The organism is Paraburkholderia dipogonis (assembly GCF_042680985.1).
Taxonomy (GTDB): Bacteria; Pseudomonadota; Gammaproteobacteria; order Burkholderiales; family Burkholderiaceae; genus Paraburkholderia; species Paraburkholderia phytofirmans.
Genome location: NZ_JBHUFR010000050.1, coordinates 24,724 through 41,832, shown reverse-complemented (window position 1 = coordinate 41,832; position 17,109 = coordinate 24,724). Strand labels below are relative to the sequence as shown.

The window sequence follows — 17,109 nt, the reverse complement described above, 5'->3', positions numbered from 1 at the left end:
AGAATTGCGCGGATGCCGCTCGTGCGCCCCCTTGCGCACGATCAACCCTTGCACCGTGGCGATCCGTGCGCCACGACACACATAGAGCGTGAGGTGAGGCACCGCAATATGCGTGCCACACCTGTCGTGGCGCTGTCGGCATGCGCTGGCGGGAGCAGAGGCGGGCCACGCGTCGTAGAATCGTGCGCTTGCGGCCGGAGGTTTTGGGCGCTGGTCTCACCGTGCGTTTGCCGCGCATGCCTCCCCGTGTTTTCTTTTTAGAAAAAACCTCGATGAGTTTTTGCCGCCTGTCTTTGCTCGCCACGTTGAGCGTTTGCGCGCTAGCCGCCACCTCCACGCCCGCCGTTTTCGCGGCGTCCGCCGCCACGCCTGCGAGCGCCGCCGCGCCCGCGGGCGTCGACGCGCGGAGCCCGGCCAGCCAGCCCGCTTCCGCCAGCTCGAGCGTTGCGGGCGATACCGGCCCGGCGTACGGACCCGAGTTGCAGGGCTTCAACTACCCGGCGCCGGTCGATCAGTACGACTTCACCTCGCAAGGGGTGGCGATGCATATGGCGTACATGGATATCAAACCGGCCAAGGCGAACGGCCGCACGGTGGTACTGCTGCACGGCAAGAACTTCTGCGCGGCGACGTGGGACGCAACCATTCATCGGCTGAGCGATGCCGGTTATCGCGTGATCGCGCCGGACCAGATCGGCTTTTGCAAGTCGAGCAAGCCTGAGCACTATCAGTACAGTTTTCAACAGCTCGCGCGCAATACGCATGCGTTGCTGGAATCGCTCGGCGTGACCGACGCGACGGTGATCGGGCATTCCACCGGCGGCATGCTGGCGATCCGCTACGCGCTGATGTATCCGCGCGAGACGCAGCAACTGGTGCTGGTCAACCCGATCGGTCTGGAGGACTGGAAGGCGAAGGGCGTGCCCTCGCTGTCCGTGGACCAGTGGTATGAGCGCGAACTGAAGACGACCGCCGAAAGCATTCGCCGCTACGAGAAATCCACCTACTACGCGGGACAATGGCGCGCGAGCTACGAATCGTGGGTGCAGATGCTGGCGGGCATGTATCGCGGTCCGGGCAAGCAGATCGTCGCGTGGAATTCCGCGTTGCTTTACGACATGATTTACACGCAGCCGGTGGTGTATGAGTTAAGCCAATTGAGCATGCCGACGCTGCTGCTGATCGGCCAGAAGGACACCACCGCGATCGGCAAGGACGCCGCGCCCGCCGAAGTGCGCGCGAAAATCGGCCATTACCCGGAACTCGGCAAGGCCGCCGCAAAGGCGATCCCGCACGCGACGCTCGTCGAATTCGCGGAGTTGGGGCACGCACCGCAGATGCAGGATCCGCAGGCGTTTCATAAAGCGTTGCTGGACGGTCTCGCGGCGGTGCCGGCGAACCATTGAATCGATGGCGCGACCAAATCGCGCCGATCGACAAAAAAAGAGCAGCCACGGGCTGCCTTTTTTACATTCTCCGACGGCGTTACCTGTCTTATTTGCCGCCCGCCAACTCCTCACGCACTTGCGCGCCGATCTCGAATGAGCGCAGCCGCGCCTTGTGGTCGTAGATCTGCGCGGTCAGCATCAATTCATCGGCACCGGTTTGCTCGATGACGGACTTCAAGCCTTCGCGCACGGTATCGCGATCGCCCAGCACAGTGCATGCGAGCGAGTGCGCCACGCCATTCAATTCCATCTCCGAAGCCTCGAGCCGTTCGACCGGCGGTTGCAGCTGACCCGGCGTGCCGCGTCGCAGATTGATGAACTGCTGCTGCAACGAGGTGAAAAGACGTTTTGCTTCTTCATTCGTATCCGCGGCGAACAGATTCACGCCGACCATCGCATGCGGTTTATCGAGTGCGGCCGACGGACGGAATTGCGAGCGATACACCTGCAACGCCGTGAGCATATAGTCCGGTGCGAAATGCGATGCGAAGGCGAACGGCAGGCCGAGTGCCGCCGCGAGTTGCGCGCTGAAGAGCGACGAGCCGAGCAGCCACAGAGGCACGTTCAGCCCCGCGCCCGGAACCGCGCGAATGCGCTGGCCCGGCACGGGGTCGGCGAAATAACGCTGCAATTCGACGACGTCGTCAGGGAACGAGTCCGCGCTATTTTGCAGGTCGCGGCGCAACGCGCGCGCGGTGCTCTGATCGGTGCCGGGCGCGCGGCCGAGGCCCAGGTCGATACGGTCGGGATAAAGCGACGCGAGCGTGCCAAACTGTTCGGCGATGACGAGCGGTGCATGGTTCGGCAGCATGATGCCGCCCGAGCCGACGCGGATCGTTTTCGTGCCGCCCGCGACATAGCCGATCACCACCGAAGTCGCGGCGCTGGCAATGCCCGTCATGTTGTGATGTTCCGCGAGCCAGAAGCGGCGGTAGTTCCATTTTTCCGCGTGCTGCGCGAGGTCGAGCGTGTTCCTGAACGCGTCGGCCGGCGTGGCGCCCACGGTGACCGGCGAGAGGTCGAGGACCGAGAAGGGGATCATTGTCTGTTCACTTGTTGTTTCCGGCGCTGTCGCGCGATGGGGCATTCTCGCAAAGGTTGTGCTTTTCTGCTGACGGTGCCGCGATGTCCACGTTCGCGAAAGGGGGTTTGGCTCGCGCGCGGCGTTGTAAAGGCAAAACAGTCAAAACGCCGAGCTGGAAACGCTAAAGCGTTACATGCAAATCCGATATAGATATGGCCGATCAATATTTAACAAGCGCATGTCGCGCTGCTAACTTAACCCATCGCACGAAAGCCATGCATCCAGCCAGTCACGTCACCGCCCCGCCGGGCAGAAACCATTCAGGGAGACACGAACGTGTCCATCGAATTCATCGGCATGATCCAAACCCGCAAGGTGTCCGAAATCCACGCGGCGCACGGTCCCGTCATCGACATCGATTACGTCGGGCAGTTTGCGCGCGCGCATGAAGAAGCGGGCTTCGACCGCATTCTCGTGCCGCATCATGCCACCAGCCCCGATGCGCTGTTGACCGTCGCGCACGCGGCGAGTGTGACCAGCAAGGTGCACTTCATGCTCGCGCATCGACCGGGTTTTGTCGCGCCGACGCTCGCCGCCCGTCAACTGGCAACGCTCGATCATTATTCGGGCGGCCGCCTCGCGGTGCACATCATCTCCGGCGGCGACGACACCGATCAGCGCCGCGACGGCGACTTCCTTTCGCACGACGAACGCTACGCCCGCACCGACGAGTACCTGCACATCCTGCGGCGCATCTGGACCGAGACCAAACCGTTCGATCACAACGGCCAGTAGTACCGCTTCGAACAGGGCTTCTCGGAAGTGAAGCCCGTGCAGCAGCCGCATATTCCGGTGTATTTCGGTGGGGCGTCGGCGCCCGCGCTCGAAATCGCCGGCCGTCATGCAGACGTGTACGCGCTATGGGGCGAGTCGAAGGCGCAGGTGCGTGAGCAGGTCGCCCGCGTGCGCGCGGAGGCCGCGAAGCACGGCCGCAGCGTGCGCTTTTCGGTGTCGTTCCGGCCGATTCTAGCCACTACCGAAGCGGCGGCGTGGGAGCGCGCGGAGCACATTCTCGAAGAGACGAAGCGGCTGCGCGCGGCGCAAGGCATCGGCGCGGGCGATCCGGCGCAGAGCGAAGGCGCGCGACGCCTGCTCGCGGCATCGGGCGAATCGGATCGCGCGGACGAGCGTTTGTGGACCGGCATTGCGAAGGAAATTGGTGGACGCTCGAATTCGACCGCGCTGGTCGGCACGCCGGAACAGGTGGCCGATACGCTCGCCGAGTATTACGCGCTCGGCGTCTCGACCTTCCTCATCCGCGGTTTCGACCCGCTGGAAGACGCCATCGACTACGGCCGCGAACTGATTCCCGCCACGCGCGAACGCATCGCGCGCGTCGAGCGCGTGGCGGCGTGAATGGAGGCGCGATGACCGATCCTTCTCTCACTGCATTCGCGAAGGAACCGTCGGCGATCCGGTGTCACGCGCCGCTGCGCAGATTCTGGTTCGACGAGGTTCCGCCGCGCGAGAGCCTCGCGGCGGAGCGCCGTTACTGGCAGGAGCGGCTCGCGGTGGTGTTTCGTCTGGTCGCGCGCGCAGGCGCTGGTGAATGCCGAGGCCGAGAGCGTGGTCGGCGAGGGGCCGGTCAATCAGGCGGCCTTCGCGATTCACGCGGCGATTCACGAAGCGCGCCCTGATGTAATCGCGGCGGCGCATACGCATTCGCTGTATTGCAAGGCGTGGTCGACGCTGCGCCGCACGCTCGACCCGTCGAATCCTTCGCGCGTGCCGCCGTGATCGAACGGCACGTCGGTGTCGCGCCGCTGTGGACCGACGCCTTCTGGACTGCACTCGCCCCTGGTGCGTGAGTGCCGTCAATCAGCGCCACCCAAACCTATCTTTCGAACTATCGATGACCCAAGCCCCGAGGCCGGAGCGCCTGCGCGCGTTCGCCGGCCGGATTGCGTCGCTCGTCGACGAAGCTGCGCCCGAAGCGCATCTGCTGGAACACGGCGGCGCCGCGCTGCGCGAACTGATCGCGCATGACGACTGGCTGCCCGACGCCTTCGCGCAAGCCGATCCCGAGCGGTATCAGCAATACTTGCTGTACGCGGATGCGCGGCAGCGTTTTTCAATCGTCAGTTTTGTGTGGGGACCTGGGCAGGCGACGCCGGTGCACGATCACACCGTGTGGGGTTTGATCGGCGTGCTGCGTGGCGCGGAAATTGCACTGGGTTACCGTGTCGCCGAAGACGGCACGCTGCAAAAAAACGGCGCGGTCAGGCGGCTCGACGCCGGCGCCGTGGATGCGGTGTCGCCGCGCATCGGCGATATTCATCGTGTGAGTAACGCTTTTAGTGACCGTACGTCGATCAGCATTCACGTGTACGGTGCAAATATCGGTGCGGTGAAGCGGTCCGTCTATCCGGACGGCGCCACCCGCAAGCCGTTTATCTCCGGCTACGCGAACGACGTGTTGCCGAATATCTGGAATGTTGCGAAGGAGTCCCCGATCTCATGAGTTTCGTTCAGGCATTTCGTACCCGATCGTTCGAAGACGTGCGCCGCGCACTGCTCGAGCGCGACGAAATCGCGCTCGTCGATGTGCGCGAGGAAGATCCGCATGCCCGCAGTCATCCGCTGTTCGCCGCCAATTTGCCGCTGTCGCGGCTCGAACTCGACGCGCCCGTGCGCTTGCCGCGCCAGGCGGTGCCGATCGTAGTGTTCGATTCCGGCGAAGGACTCGCCGAACGTGCCGCACACCGTCTCGCCGAGTTGGGCTATACCGACGTCGCCTTGCTCGAAGGCGCCCTGCAAGGTTGGCGCGAGGCTGGCGGCGAACTGTTCCAGGACGTCAACGTGCCGAGCAAGGCGTTCGGCGAACTGGTGGAAAGCGTGCGTCATACGCCGTCGCTGGCCGCGCCGCAAGTGCAGGCGCTGCTCGATCATGAAGCCGACGCGGTGGTGCTCGACGCACGCCGCTTCGACGAATATCAAACCATGAACATTCCCGGCAGCATCAGCGTGCCGGGCGCGGAACTGGTGCTGCGCGCGCGTCAGCTTGCGCCGAATCCGGCGACGCGGATCATCGTCAATTGCGCGGGGCGCACGCGCAGCATCATCGGCGCGCAGTCGCTGATCAATGCGGGCGTGCCGAATCCGGTCGCGGCGCTGCGCAATGGCACGATCGGCTGGACGCTGGCCGGTCAGGCGCTCGCGCACGGCAGTTCGCGCCGCTTCGAGCCGATCGCCGACGATCAGTTGCGCCTTGCCGCCGCCGATTCGGCGCGCGCCGTGGCGGATCGCGCGCGGGTGGGCCGCACGTCACGCGACGAAGCACGCCGCTGGGCCGGCGAAGCGGTACGCACGGTGTATCGCTTCGACGTGCGCACGCCGGAAGAATACGAAGCGGGCCACGTGCCCGGGTTTCGCAGCGCGCCGGGCGGCCAGCTCGTGCAGGAGACCGACATGTTCGCGCCGGTGCGCGGCGCGCGCGTGATCCTCGCGGACAACGACGGCGTCCGCGCGAACATGACCGCGTCGTGGCTCGCGCAGATGAACGTCGAGGTGTATGTCGTCGATGGTTTGATGGCGGCCGACTTCGGGGAGAAGGGCGCGGCGCCCGCGGTCCGTCATGCGCCCACGCCGCCCGACGCCGATGAGATCACGCCGGCCGGACTGGTCACGCTGCTGCAATCGCGCGGCACCGCCGTGCTCGATTTAACCGGCAGCGCGAACTATGTGAAGCGCCACATTCCCGGCGCGTGGTTCGTGATTCGCGGCGAACTCGAAAAGGCGCTGCGCGAGCTGCCGGATGCGCAGCGTTATGTGGTGACCTGCGGCAGCAGCCAACTGGCGCGCTTCGCCGCGCCCGACGTCGCGGCGCTGACTGGCAAACCGGTGCAGGTGTTGAGCGGCGGCACGGCGGCGTGGATCGAAGCGGGCTTGCCGGTCGAGAGCGGCGAGACGCGCATGGCGTCGGCGCGTATCGATCGTTACCGCCGTCCTTATGAGGGCACCGACAATGCGCGCGAAGCGATGAACGCGTATCTGGAATGGGAGTATGGTCTTGTCGCGCAACTCGGGCGCGATGGCACGCATGGGTTTCGCGTGATCTGAGCGCCTCAGGCCGCGCGCTGCGCACGTGCTTCCTTGAACTGCCGCTCGACAGCCGCGCCGAAGCGCTCGACCGGCTGTTGCAGTTTGCCGAGCACGCGCGGCTGCACGAGCCAGATATCGATGAGCGGCTTGAAGTCGCTGATTGGAATGATATCGAGCGTGTCCGCGTGAGCGCTCGCCTGGAGTGTTTGCTTAGCAGAATAATGCGTTTGTCTTATACAAAGGCCTGCCTTATCGTCGATGGCAAATCCACTCGTTGCCACGACATACGCGCTGCCCATGACCACCTCCCGGTTTTCTTTCGCAATCCGATCTTTTATGAAACGTGCCTTGTCCACAATGCCTGGCGTCGCCGCGCTCGCCGCGTCGGCCATGCTATGCGCCGCGCCTTCATACGGAGCCGATCTGCCGGTGCTTAAGGTCGGCGACCAATCCTTGCAAACGCGCGGCATTCTCGAAGCGTCCGGCCAGTTGAAAGACCTGCCGTACAAGATCGAATGGTTCAACTTCCCGGCGGCGCAACCGCTCGGCGAAGCATTGAATGCGGGCGCGGTCGACGTCGGCGGTCTCGGCGATGCGCCGCTCGTCTTCGCGCTGGCCGCTGGCGCGCGGGTGAGGGCAGTCGCGGCGACGCGCTCGAATCCGCTGGATCTGGCGATCGTCGTCGGCGCGCAGTCGCCGCTCAACGACGCGGCGAGTCTGAAGGGCAAACGCATTGCCACGACGCGCGGCTCGATCGGCCACTACCTCGCGCTTGCCGCGTTGAGAAAGGCCAACGTACCGCTCGCTGACGTCACCTTCGTATTCCTCGCGCCCGCCGATGCAAAAGCCGCGCTCGCCTCGGGCAGCGTCGATGCCTGGTCGGTCTGGGATCCGTACACCGCGCTCGGCGAAGCGCGCGACCACGACCGCATCATCGCCAACGGTGTTGGCCTCTCGGAAGGCCTCAGCTATCAGGTCGCGACTGAACGCGCGATCACGGGCAAGCGCGCGCAACTCGCCGACTTCCTGCGGCGCGTGGCGATCGGCCAGCGTTGGGCGCTCTCGCATCCCGACGAAGTCGCGACGATGCAGTCGCGCGTCACGGGCCTGCCGACCGATGTGCTGAAGACCGTCTATCAGCGCGGCCAGGTGCATCCGGTGGCGATCGACGACAGCGTCGTGGCCGCCCAGCAGCGCACGGCGGATACCTACGAAGCCGCCAACGTGATCCGCGCGCATCTGGACGTGCGCCCGAGCTTCGACCGCAGCTTCCCTTTGCCTTGACACGGCCGCGCCTCGACGCGTCTGCAGCCTCTCGTCGCAAGGCGCTGGCAACCTCGCCGCGCAACGCAAATCATCTGCCGATTCGGTGTAAACGCGCTCTCGTCTAAAGCCGCCAATCCGTTTAGATTAGCTGCACTTGGAAGGCTTATCGAGGGACCAGGGCGGCCAATCCAGCAGCGGTTTGCCATTCCGGCGATGGCGCAAGGTGAGCAGCCAAGGTTGCTCACCGCTTCGTCCGGAACCAGACCGCTGCGCGTCGTCCGCGGTGCCTCGTTTTCAGGTGGCCCAAAGGGCCGCTTCCATTTTCCGGTTGACCGTATCGACCGACCCGGCGACGCTTTGCACAGCGTCGCCTTTTTGCTTGTGGCGACGGTTTTCAACGTGCTTCGCCACGCGAGCTCCCGCCATCGCCGCCGCTTGCCTGCGCCATCGTGTACGACGGCGCACACCGCCTTGCCGCGCCCGCTCGCGGTTTTGCCCGTGCGCGGTTATCCTGTAGCAGACACTACACAACGGGATGCGGCCTTCGCGGCCTGCGTCCGTACAGGAAAAACTCGCTGTGAGCCTCAAACTGCTGACTGTCGCCATGCTGGCCGCGTGCGTCGCGCTGGCCGGTTGCGACGACCAATCGAGCGACCGCGCCGTGCAAAAACTCAAGGAATTCTTCAACGCCGTCAAACCGGATGCGTTGCTGCTCAAGGACATGACGCCGGGCGTCACGACCGAAGCGCAAATCCGCGACCAGTGGGGCAAGCCGGAAACCGAGCGCACCTTCACCGACGGTTCCAAACGCTTCGAATATCCGCGCGGCCCACAAGGCCTGAATACGTACATGGTCGACATCGATCGCGACGGCAAATTGCAGGCGATCACCCAGGTGCTCACGGCGGCCAACTTCGCGAAGATCCGCATCGGCATGAGCGAGGACGAAGTGCGCCGACTGCTCGGCAAGCCCGGTCAGGTTGCGGTGTTTCCGCTCAAACCGGAAACCGTGTGGAGCTGGAAGTGGCGCGAAGGCGGCGTGACCGAAGAAGGGATTTTCAACGTGCATTTCGACCAGTTTCAGAAGGTGTACACGACATCGCGCTCGGACGTGATCCGTGGGCGATAGAAAGTAGAAGGTAGAAGACAGAAGCGGGGAAGAAGATGATTCGTCGACGTCGATACAGCCGGATCGGGCTGGTGTTAGGGGGCGGCGCCGCGCGCGGCTGGGCGCATATCGGTGCGATTCGCGCGCTGCACGATGCGGGCATCAAGCCCGATGTGGTGTGCGGCTCGTCGATCGGCGCGCTGGTGGGCGCGGTGTATGCGAACGGCGATCTCGACTGGCTCGAGGAGTGGGTCTCGCGTCTCACGTGGCAGACGGTGGTGCGCCTGCTCGATCTGCGTCTGTCGGGCGGGCTGCTCGGCGGGCGCAAAGTGATCCAGCTCTTCGCCGACAAATTCAACGGCCGCTCGATCGCGCAGTTGAACATGCCGTTCGCGGCTGTCGCCACCGAACTCGATTCGGGCCGCGAGAGCTGGTTGCAGGACGGCAGCGTGGTCGACGCGGTGCGCGCCTCGATTGCGATCCCCGGGATTTTCACGCCGGTGTGGCACAACGGTGTCTGGCTGGTGGACGGCGGATTGAGCAACCCGGTGCCCGTTTCGGTGGCGCGCGGCATGCGCGCGGACTGCGTGATCGCCGTCGATCTGAACAACGACATTCTGAATGGCCGTGATTTCGGCGGCGCGGTGGTCGACACGCCCGCCATCGATCCGACGGCGCCGCCGCCGCTCGCGCTGCGCCGCAACGGCAAGCCTTGGCCGAAGTGGCTCGCGCCCGCCGACGCGCGCGTCACCGACGACGTGCGCGTGCCGCCCGCGCCGAGCGCACGCGTGCCGTCCATGCTGAGTTCGATCGCGCAAAGCATCGACATCATGCAGGTGCGGATTACGCGCAGCCGCCTCGCGGGCGAGCCGGCGGATATCCTGATTCAGCCGCGCCTGGGCGGCATGGGGATTTTCGACTTTCATCGTGCGGCGCCGGCCATCGAGGAAGGGCGCGCGGCGGTGGAATACATGCTGCCGGCGATCCGCGCAAGGCTTGGGATCGATTAGCGTCTATCGAAAAAGCGACCCGAAACTTGCTAAATCGCGGCGGCGCCTCGCCGCGCGCTTCCTGCCCGCTTCCCGCCCAGTAAACGCCAATGCCCTGCAAAACCAAGCCCTGCAAGCCGCGCGGCGCGGCAAAGCACGTCTTGTTGCATTGCAACAAAGCCTGCGTGCGCCTTTGAGAAATTAATTTTCGCTTGCGAGACTGCGCGCCATGCTGGACGAGTGGGGCAGACACAAGCCGACACCGTCCGGTACATCCTCAAACAACCTGGATGGAGACACGCGTGTTCCTATACGGCTTTGGTCCGGTGTTGCTGGCCGGCACGATCCAGACGATCGAGCTGTCCGTCCTGTCGCTGGCGGCCGCCGTGCTGCTCGGTCTCGCGGGCGCGGCGGCGAAACTCTCGTTCAACCGCCCGCTGCGGGCAATCGCGACCGGCTACACGACGCTGATCCGCTCGGTGCCCGACCTCGTGCTGATGCTGCTGCTGTTCTACAGCATCCAGATCGCGGTCAACAATCTCACCGACGCGCTGAACCTCCCGCAGTTCGATATCGATCCGTTCGTGGCCGGCGTCCTGACGCTCGGCTTCATCTACGGCGCGTACTTCACCGAGACCTTTCGCGGCGCGTTTCTGGCGGTGCCGCGCGGCCAGCTCGAAGCGGGCAGCGCGTACGGCATGAGCGGCGCGCGCGTGTTCACGCGCATCCTGTTCCCGCAGATGATGCGTTTCGCGCTGCCGGGCATCGGCAACAACTGGCAGGTGCTGGTGAAAGCGACGGCGCTGGTGTCGATCATCGGTCTCGCCGACGTGGTCAAAGCCGCGCAGGACGCCGGCAAGAGCACCTTCAACATGTTCTTCTTCATCCTGGTCGCCGCGCTGATCTATCTGGCGATCACCACCGCGTCGAATCTCGTGCTGATCTGGCTGGAAAAGCGCTATTCGATCGGCGTACGGCACGCGGAGCTCTGAGACCATGATCGACATCCTCAATCAATTCTGGCGCGCGTTCCTGTACTGGGACGGCCAGCGCATATCCGGCCTCGCGGTCACGCTGTGGCTGCTGGTGGCATCGGTCGGGATCGGCTTTTGTGCGGCGATTCCGCTGGCGGTGGCGCGCGTGTCGAAGAAGCGCTGGCTCTCCACGCCGGTGCGTCTTTACACTTACGTGTTTCGCGGCACGCCGCTGTACGTGCAGCTGTTGCTGATCTATACCGGCATGTACAGCCTCGAATTCGTGCGCTCGCATCAACTGCTGGACGCATTTTTCCGCAGCGGTTTTCACTGCGCGATTCTCGCCTTCGCACTGAACACCTGCGCGTACACCACCGAGATTTTCGCCGGCGCGATCCGCTCGACCTCGCACGGCGAAGTGGAAGCGGCGCGCGCCTACGGCATGAGCTGGTTCACGATGTACCGGCGCATTGTGATACCGTCCGCGCTGCGCCGGGCCTTGCCGTTGTACAGTAACGAAGTGATCCTGATGCTGCACGCCACCACGGTCGCCTTTACGGCCACGGTGCCGGACATCCTGAAGGTGGCGCGCGACGCGAACTCGGCTACTTACCAGTCGTTCGATGCGTTCGGCCTCGCGGCGCTGATGTACCTCGTGGTGTCGTTCGCGCTGGTGGCTTTGTTCCGTCGCGCCGAGCGTCATTGGCTGGGTTACCTGGCGGTGCGCACGCATTGAATCGCGCCGTGTTTGCAATGGGCGGCGCGGCATTCTCGCGCCGTCACGCAGATTGATCCGTATTTTCAAAGGGAGAGCATCTTGCTCCACACGACTCAAACCGAAGCTTGCAAGCTCGCCGTACAGGACATCCATAAGCGCTACGGCGACAACGAAGTGCTCAAGGGCGTGTCGCTCAACGCGAACAAGGGCGACGTGATCAGCATCATCGGCGCGAGCGGGTCGGGCAAGAGCACCTTCTTGCGCTGCATCAATTTCCTCGAGCGGCCGAATGCCGGGCAGATCGTCGTCGACGGCGAGATGGTGAAGACGAAAACCGATCGCGCCGGCAATCTCGAAGTCGCCGATCACAAGCAATTGCAGCGCATCCGCACCAAGCTCGCCATGGTGTTTCAGCACTTCAACTTGTGGGCGCACATGAATGTGATTGAGAACATCGTCGAGGCGCCGATTCATGTGCTGGGTCTGAAGCGCAAGGAAGCCGAAGACCGCGCGCGCGAATATCTGGAGAAGGTCGGTCTCGCGCCGCGCCTCGAAAAGCAGTATCCGTCGCATCTGTCGGGCGGGCAGCAGCAGCGTGTGGCGATTGCCCGCGCGCTCGCCATGAACCCCGACGTGATGCTGTTCGACGAGCCGACTTCCGCGCTCGATCCCGAACTGGTCGGTGAGGTGCTGAAGGTCATGCAGAAGCTCGCCGAAGAAGGCCGCACGATGATCGTCGTCACGCACGAAATGGGTTTCGCGCGCAACGTGTCGAACCATGTGATGTTCCTGCATCAAGGACGCACCGAAGAAGAAGGCCTGCCCGCCGAAGTGCTGAGCGCGCCGCGCAGCGAACGGCTCAAGCAGTTCCTCTCCGGCAGCCTGAAGTAACGCGCGGCTCGCGCGGATTCACTCGATGGCTCGCACGTCCAGCCCGGCTCGCACCACTCAGGTTGCCATCGTCGCCTTGCCGCCCGTGTCGATGTCGGGCGTGGGGCCGATTGTCGACGCGCTCAATCTCGCCAATGAAATCGACGGCCGCGCGCTGTACCGCGTGCAGGTGTGCTCGTGGGACGGCCGCGCGGTGCCGCTCGCGGGCGGCGCGAATTGGCCCGCCGACGCCGCGTTCGGCGATGCGATTGCATGCGACTGGCTGATCATCGTCAGCGAACGCTTTCAGCAATTCGCCGACTATCGCCTCTTTCTCGCCAGCCTCGCGCGCGTCGGGCAGCGCACGCCGCTCGTCACCGGCATTCATCACGGCGTCTGGTGGCTCGCCATGGCGGGGCAGTTGTCCGGCTATCGCGTGAGCGTCAACTGGGAAACCTATCAGCAGTTCTCCGAGCAGTTCGAACGCTCCATCGTCACGCAACAGATCTTCGAAATCGACCGCGATCGCGCAACCTGCGCGGGCGGCCAGGCGACCGTCGACTTCATGCTGGCGATGATCGGCCGCGAGCACGGCCCCGAACTCGCGGATCGGATTGCGGACACGCTCGGCGTCGGCGTGTTGCGCGCGGGCGAGGAGCGTCAGCGCATTCCGTTCGTGACCGCGCCGGGCGAGCGTCATCCGCGCCTGAACGACGCGTTGCTGCTGATGGAAGCGAATATCGAAGACCCGCTCACCACCGACGAGATCGCCGGTCTGATCGGCGTGTCGCGGCGGCAATTGGAACGCCTGTTTCGCCAGTATCTCGGCTCGATGCCGTCCAAATACTATCTGGGGCTGCGGCTTTCGAAAGCGCGCACGCAATTGCAGCGCACCAGCAAGTCGGTGGTGCAGATCAGCCTGGCTTGCGGGTTTTCGTCGGCGGCGCACTTTTCGAATGCGTACCGTGAACGCTTTGGTGTCACACCGCGCGAGGATCGTCGTAACTGGATCGACAAGCAGACCGGCGCAAGCGGCGCGGCGGCCAGCGAGCCGCGGCCCGGCGCGCTGATCGAGCGGCCGGATCAGGCGGATTGACGCGAGCGGGCGCGCGGCCCAAGCCAAACTCCGGCGCGATTCGCGTTGGAACCTCATAGAAAGCGTCGCGTATGCGCAAGACGTATCGCGTGCGGTTTCCTACACTACCTGTATTACCTCTCACCTGTAACGAGGATTTGCCATGAACGACCTGACAGTGACACGCCAGACCTTCGACGAAGTCATGGTGCCGGTGTTTTCGCCCGCCGCCTTCGTGCCGGATCGCGGTCTCGGCTCACGCGTCTGGGATACGCAAGGCCACGACTATATCGACTTCGCCGGCGGCATCGCCGTCACCGCTCTGGGCCATGCGCATCCCGAACTGCTGAACGTGCTGCACGAACAGGGCGGCAAGTTGTGGCATATCGGCAATGGTTACACCAACGAGCCGGTGCTGCGCCTCGCCAAACGCCTCGAAGACCTGACGTTCGCCGACCGCGCGTTCTTCGCCAACTCGGGCGCGGAAGCGAACGAGGCCGCGTTGAAGCTGGCGCGCCGCGTCGCATTCGACCGCCACGGCGCGGATAAATACGAAATCATCTCGTTCACGCAGTCGTTCCATGGCCGCACGTTCTTCACGGTCAGCGTAGGCGGCCAGCCGAAGTATTCGGAAGGCTTCGGCCCGGTGCCGGCCGGCATCACGCATCTGCCGTACAACGACATCGAAGCCGCGAAGAAAGCCATCGGCGCACAAACCTGCGCGGTGATCGTCGAGCCGATTCAGGGCGAAGGCGGCGTGATCCCGGCGGATCCGGCGTTCCTGAAGGCGCTGCGCGAAGCGTGCGATCAGCATGGCGCACTGCTGATTTTTGACGAGGTACAAACGGGCGTGGGCCGCAGCGGCTATTTCTACGCGTACCAGGAAACCGGCGTGACGCCGGACATTCTCACCACGGCGAAAGCGCTCGGCAACGGTTTCCCGATCGGCGCGATGCTGACCACCAACGAGCTGGCCGCATATTTCAAGGTCGGCGTGCATGGCACGACGTACGGCGGCAATCCGCTTGGCGCGGCGATCGCTGAAAAGGTGGTCGAGCTGGTCAGCGATCCGAAGCTGCTCGAAGGCGTGCGCTCGCGCAGTGAAGCGCTGAAAGGCCACCTCGCGAAGCTCAACGAACGCTTCGGCCTGTTCACGGAAGTGCGCGGCCGCGGTCTTCTGATCGGCGCGGAACTGACCGACGCATTCAAGGGCCGCGCGAAAGATTTCGTCACGGCCGCAGGCCAGCACGGCGTGATCATGCTGATGGCCGGTCCTGACGTGCTGCGTTTCGTGCCGTCGCTGATCATGCCGCTCGACGACATGAACGAAGGCTTCGAGCGACTCGCCAAGGCCGTCGAAAGCATTGTCGGCGCGAAGGCCGAAGCGGCGTCGAACTGAGCCACGGCATTGATCATGCGTCACATTCAACAGGAACGATGATGCTCTTCGTACGCCCAGGCCGCCTCGCCGATCTCGACGCGCTCGAACATATGGCGCGCACCGCGCAACCGGTGCTGCATTCCCTGCCGCACGACCGGCGTGCGCTCGAAGCGCGCGTCGCGTTATCGGAAGACTCGTTTCGCGCGGAAGTCGATTTTCCGGGCGAGGAGTTCTATCTGTTCGTGCTCGAAGACTCGGAGAGCGGCAAGCTGATGGGCACGGCGAGCATTGTCGCCGCGGCCGGTTATTCGGACCCGTTCTACGCGTTTCGCAACGACGCGCTGATTCATGCGTCGCGAGAACTGCATGTGAACCGCAAGATTCACGCGCTGACCATGTCGCATGAGTTGACCGGCAAGAGCCGCCTCGCGGGCTATTACATCGATCCGTCGCTACGTGGCGACGCCGCCGCGCATCTGATGTCGCGCGCGCGGATGATGTATATCGCCGCCAATCGCAAGCGCTTCACGCCCGAGGTGTTTTCGCTGCTGCTCGGCGTCACTGACGAGAACGGCGTATCGCCGTTCTGGGAAGCGGTGGGGCGCAAGTTTTTCGGCCGCAATTTTGCCGACATCGAGATCGAATCGGGTGGCCGCAGCCGCACGTTCATCGCCGAAGTGATGCCCACGTATCCCATCTACGTGCCGTTGCTGCCGGAGGCGGCGCAGCGCGTGCTCGGCGAGCCGGATTCGAAGGCTTTGCTTGCGTATGAGATACACCTCGAAGAAGGCTTCGAGACGGACCGTTATATCGACATTTTCGACGCGGGGCCGGTGTTGACCGCGCAGGTGGATCGCAGCGCTTGCGTGACGCGCAACGAGACGCGTGCGGTGCATGAGAACCATGCGTCTGCTGACGGTTCGACGTATCTGATCGCACATAACGGCGCCGACGGCGAGTTCCGCTGCGTGCTCGGCGAATTGACAGCGGGTAAAGAAGCCGGCGCGTCGTTGCCGCACGCGGCGCGCGCGGCGCTCGGCGTTGAACAAGGCGATACGGTGCGCTGCGTGCGGCTGCACCAGCCGCATCAGGATGAACAATCGGGAGAGGCACGATGATCGTCGTTCGCGTTGTGCAACGAGGCGATGTGGACGCGCTCATGCGGCTCGCGCAGGAAACCGGCCCGGGTCTGACCACCTTCAAGCCGGATCGCGACGCACTCGCGGCACGCGTGGAACGCGCGCGCCGCACGATGGAAGATAAGGCCGAGCCGCATGAAGCCGGCTACTTCTTCGTGATGGAAGACACGGACACGGGTGACGTCGCCGGCGTGTGCGGCATCGAAACCGCGGTCGGGCTGCAACAGCCGTTCTACAACTATCGCGTGAGCACGGTGGTGCACGCGAGCCAGGACCTCGGCATCTGGACGCGCATGCGCGCGCTGAATATCTCGCACGACCTGACGGGTTATGCCGAAGTGTGCTCGCTGTTCCTCAGCCCGCGTTATCGCACGAGCGGCGTGGGCGGCTTGCTGTCGCGTTCGCGCTTCATGTTTCTCGCGCAGTTTCGCGAGCGCTTTCCGCAGCGTCTGTGCGCGGAATTGCGCGGCCATTTCGATGCCGAAGGCACCTCGCCGTTCTGGCGCGCGGTCGGCTCGCATTTCTACCAGATCGATTTCAACGCAGCGGACTATCTGAGTTCGCATGGCCGCAAGGCGTTTCTCGCCGAGCTGATGCCGCGCTATCCGGTGTATGTCGAGTTGTTGCCGGAAGAGGCGCAGCAATGCGTCGGCCTCACGCACAACGACACGATTCCGGCGCGCCGCATGCTCGAATCGGAAGGGCTGCGCTACGAGAATCACGTCGATATCTTCGATGCCGGTCCGGTGCTCGAATGCCATATCGCCGACTTGCGCACGGTGCGCGAGAGCGTGGTGGTGCCGGTTGAAATCGCGGCGTCGAGCGCCTCGGGCGCGCAGCAGGATACGCAGAAATCGATGGTGTCGAATACGTCATTGGGCGATTTTCGGGTCGGCGTGGTGGCGGGCGTGCCGCAGGACGGCGTGTTCCGTCTGAGCGCGACCGAAGCCGCGGCACTCGACGTCAAGGCAGGCGACCTCGTGCGCGTGCTGCCGCAGAAACACAAACAGGGATGA

At 64.3% G+C, this 17,109-nt stretch carries 15 protein-coding genes and 2 pseudogenes; 15 read left to right on the top strand and 2 right to left on the bottom strand.

The annotated features are described in order from the left end of the window. The first annotated feature begins 272 nt into the window (after positions 1-272). Positions 273-1,406: an alpha/beta fold hydrolase gene (locus tag ACFSNN_RS40690; protein ID WP_134456463.1), complete on the top strand. Its 1,134-nt coding sequence runs from the start codon at positions 273-275 to the stop codon at positions 1,404-1,406. 88 nt (positions 1,407-1,494) lie between these two features. On the opposite strand, the gene ACFSNN_RS40685 is transcribed toward ACFSNN_RS40690, so the two are convergent. Beyond that, positions 1,495-2,490 carry an LLM class flavin-dependent oxidoreductase gene (locus ACFSNN_RS40685; protein ID WP_134456462.1) on the bottom strand — a complete coding sequence of 332 codons (996 nt, stop codon included), beginning with the start codon at positions 2,488-2,490 and terminating at the stop codon, positions 1,495-1,497. A gap of 318 nt (positions 2,491-2,808) precedes the next feature. Between ACFSNN_RS40685 and ACFSNN_RS40680 the strand changes: the two are divergent. The 4 genes and pseudogenes from ACFSNN_RS40680 (at position 2,809) to ACFSNN_RS40665 (ending at position 6,591) form a co-directional block, all read left to right on the top strand. Further along, positions 2,809-3,888: pseudogene (locus ACFSNN_RS40680) on the top strand (LLM class flavin-dependent oxidoreductase). A gap of 11 nt (positions 3,889-3,899) precedes the next feature. After that, a pseudogene (locus ACFSNN_RS40675) lies at positions 3,900-4,242 on the top strand (class II aldolase/adducin family protein); the annotation flags it as partial. 142 nt (positions 4,243-4,384) lie between these two features. Continuing rightward, the gene (locus ACFSNN_RS40670; RefSeq protein WP_134456461.1) at positions 4,385-4,993 is read left to right on the top strand and encodes a cysteine dioxygenase family protein; all 609 of its coding nucleotides are present in this window, start codon (positions 4,385-4,387) and stop codon (positions 4,991-4,993) included. Continuing rightward, positions 4,990-6,591, top strand: a complete 1,602-nt coding sequence (locus ACFSNN_RS40665; protein WP_134456460.1) for a rhodanese-related sulfurtransferase — start codon at positions 4,990-4,992, stop codon at positions 6,589-6,591. Before ACFSNN_RS40670 ends, ACFSNN_RS40665 begins: the two co-directional genes overlap by 4 nt. 5 nt (positions 6,592-6,596) lie before the next feature. Here the strand turns inward: ACFSNN_RS40665 and ACFSNN_RS40660 are convergent, their stop codons facing one another. Continuing rightward, a complete protein-coding gene (locus ACFSNN_RS40660; protein ID WP_377689398.1) occupies positions 6,597-6,965 on the bottom strand; it encodes a hypothetical protein in 369 nt (122 codons plus the stop codon). Here ACFSNN_RS40660 and ACFSNN_RS40655 point away from each other — a divergent pair. The 10 genes from ACFSNN_RS40655 (at position 6,910) to astA (ending at position 17,109) form a co-directional block, all read left to right on the top strand. Next, positions 6,910-7,857: an ABC transporter substrate-binding protein gene (locus ACFSNN_RS40655; protein ID WP_134456459.1), complete on the top strand. Its 948-nt coding sequence runs from the start codon at positions 6,910-6,912 to the stop codon at positions 7,855-7,857. The genes ACFSNN_RS40660 and ACFSNN_RS40655 overlap by 56 nt on opposite strands. Positions 7,858-8,416: 559 nt before the next feature. Continuing rightward, positions 8,417-8,968, top strand: a complete 552-nt coding sequence (locus ACFSNN_RS40650; RefSeq protein WP_106312383.1) for a hypothetical protein — start codon at positions 8,417-8,419, stop codon at positions 8,966-8,968. 35 nt (positions 8,969-9,003) lie between these two features. Then, entirely contained in the window at positions 9,004-9,957 is a 954-nt protein-coding gene (locus ACFSNN_RS40645) for a patatin-like phospholipase family protein (protein WP_134456458.1), read from the top strand. A gap of 281 nt (positions 9,958-10,238) precedes the next feature. Next, positions 10,239-10,928: an ABC transporter permease gene (locus tag ACFSNN_RS40640; RefSeq protein WP_012432581.1), complete on the top strand. Its 690-nt coding sequence runs from the start codon at positions 10,239-10,241 to the stop codon at positions 10,926-10,928. A 4-nt stretch (positions 10,929-10,932) separates the two neighbouring features. Further along, on the top strand, positions 10,933-11,646 hold the full coding sequence (locus ACFSNN_RS40635; protein ID WP_134456457.1) for an ABC transporter permease: 714 nt from the start codon (positions 10,933-10,935) through the stop codon (positions 11,644-11,646). A gap of 81 nt (positions 11,647-11,727) precedes the next feature. Then, a complete protein-coding gene (locus ACFSNN_RS40630) occupies positions 11,728-12,519 on the top strand; it encodes an ABC transporter ATP-binding protein (protein WP_134456456.1) in 792 nt (263 codons plus the stop codon). Positions 12,520-12,544: 25 nt separating this feature from the next. Then, positions 12,545-13,594 carry a GlxA family transcriptional regulator gene (locus ACFSNN_RS40625; protein WP_134456455.1) on the top strand — a complete coding sequence of 350 codons (1,050 nt, stop codon included), beginning with the start codon at positions 12,545-12,547 and terminating at the stop codon, positions 13,592-13,594. Positions 13,595-13,736: 142 nt separating this feature from the next. Continuing rightward, a complete protein-coding gene (locus ACFSNN_RS40620; RefSeq protein WP_134456454.1) occupies positions 13,737-14,972 on the top strand; it encodes an aspartate aminotransferase family protein in 1,236 nt (411 codons plus the stop codon). A gap of 41 nt (positions 14,973-15,013) precedes the next feature. After that, complete coding sequence (gene aruF, locus ACFSNN_RS40615) at positions 15,014-16,072, top strand: arginine/ornithine succinyltransferase subunit alpha (RefSeq protein ID WP_134458910.1); 1,059 nt, start codon at positions 15,014-15,016, stop codon at positions 16,070-16,072. Continuing rightward, entirely contained in the window at positions 16,069-17,109 is a 1,041-nt protein-coding gene (astA, locus tag ACFSNN_RS40610) for an arginine N-succinyltransferase (RefSeq protein WP_134456453.1), read from the top strand. The genes aruF and astA overlap by 4 nt, the downstream gene beginning before the upstream one ends.

What these genes read in the sequence shown, in the direction of transcription:
- ACFSNN_RS40690 (WP_134456463.1), top strand. Translation starts at nt 273, where the DNA reads ATGAGTTTTTGCCGCCTGTCTTTGCTCGCCACGTTGAGCGTTTGCGCG.
- ACFSNN_RS40685 (WP_134456462.1), bottom strand. Translation starts at nt 2,490, where the DNA reads ATGATCCCCTTCTCGGTCCTCGACCTCTCGCCGGTCACCGTGGGCGCC.
- ACFSNN_RS40670 (WP_134456461.1), top strand. Translation starts at nt 4,385, where the DNA reads ATGACCCAAGCCCCGAGGCCGGAGCGCCTGCGCGCGTTCGCCGGCCGG.
- ACFSNN_RS40665 (WP_134456460.1), top strand. Translation starts at nt 4,990, where the DNA reads ATGAGTTTCGTTCAGGCATTTCGTACCCGATCGTTCGAAGACGTGCGC.
- ACFSNN_RS40655 (WP_134456459.1), top strand. Translation starts at nt 6,910, where the DNA reads ATGAAACGTGCCTTGTCCACAATGCCTGGCGTCGCCGCGCTCGCCGCG.
- ACFSNN_RS40660 (WP_377689398.1), bottom strand. Translation starts at nt 6,965, where the DNA reads ATGGCCGACGCGGCGAGCGCGGCGACGCCAGGCATTGTGGACAAGGCA.
- ACFSNN_RS40645 (WP_134456458.1), top strand. Translation starts at nt 9,004, where the DNA reads ATGATTCGTCGACGTCGATACAGCCGGATCGGGCTGGTGTTAGGGGGC.
- ACFSNN_RS40635 (WP_134456457.1), top strand. Translation starts at nt 10,933, where the DNA reads ATGATCGACATCCTCAATCAATTCTGGCGCGCGTTCCTGTACTGGGAC.
- ACFSNN_RS40625 (WP_134456455.1), top strand. Translation starts at nt 12,545, where the DNA reads ATGGCTCGCACGTCCAGCCCGGCTCGCACCACTCAGGTTGCCATCGTC.
- ACFSNN_RS40620 (WP_134456454.1), top strand. Translation starts at nt 13,737, where the DNA reads ATGAACGACCTGACAGTGACACGCCAGACCTTCGACGAAGTCATGGTG.
- aruF (WP_134458910.1), top strand. Translation starts at nt 15,014, where the DNA reads ATGCTCTTCGTACGCCCAGGCCGCCTCGCCGATCTCGACGCGCTCGAA.
- astA (WP_134456453.1), top strand. Translation starts at nt 16,069, where the DNA reads ATGATCGTCGTTCGCGTTGTGCAACGAGGCGATGTGGACGCGCTCATG.